A 646-nucleotide genomic window follows, 5' to 3' on the forward strand; every position below is an offset into this window, starting at 1 on the left:
ACTGAAGCGCCCCAGGTTCTCTGCCGCTCTCATGCGGGCTGCGGCTCGGGGTTGAGGGCAGCATAGTGGGCTTGCTCGTACTCGATGGGCGGGACGTTGCCCAGGGTGCCGTGGAGGCGGCGGGCGTTGTACCAGTCGGTCCAGCCGGCGGTGGCGTACTCCACGTCGGCGATGGTCTTGAAGGGCCCCTCGTGGAACACGGTGGTGCGGATCGCCTCGGACTTGTACAGGCCGTTGATGGTCTCGGCCAGTGCATTGTCGAGCGCGTCGCCGACCGACCCGATCGAGGGCCGGATCTGGGCCAGCGCGAGGTGCTCGGTGAGCCGAATGGACGTGTATTGCGACCCGGCATCGGAGTGATGGATCAGCTCTCCTGGCCTGGGGGCGTGGCCGTCTCGGTCGCGCTGCCACAGCGCCATTCGCAGCGGGATCATCACCAGGTCGGTGTGCATCGTGGCAGCCACGTGCCAGGCCACGATCCGCTGGGAGAACACGTCGATGATGAACGCGACGTAGACGAACCCGGCCCACGTGCGGACATAGGTGAAGTCCGTGACCCACACGCGGTTGGGTGCCGCAGCGGTGAAGTCCCGGTTCAGGAGGTCACCGGCGCGGATGCCGTCCTTGGCCCGGATCGTGGTGCGGG

General features: G+C 67.3%; 1 protein-coding gene. It reads right to left on the reverse strand.

Annotation, left to right across the window (positions count from 1 at the left end):
• Positions 1-29 precede the first annotated feature (29 nt).
• A partial coding sequence (locus tag M3148_RS16935; RefSeq protein ID WP_251305902.1) for an IS3 family transposase occupies positions 30-646 on the reverse strand: 617 nt, incomplete at its 5' end.

It is taken from the genome of Georgenia satyanarayanai, from assembly GCF_023715365.1.
GTDB classification, from domain to species: Bacteria; Actinomycetota; Actinomycetes; order Actinomycetales; family Actinomycetaceae; genus Oceanitalea; species Oceanitalea satyanarayanai_B.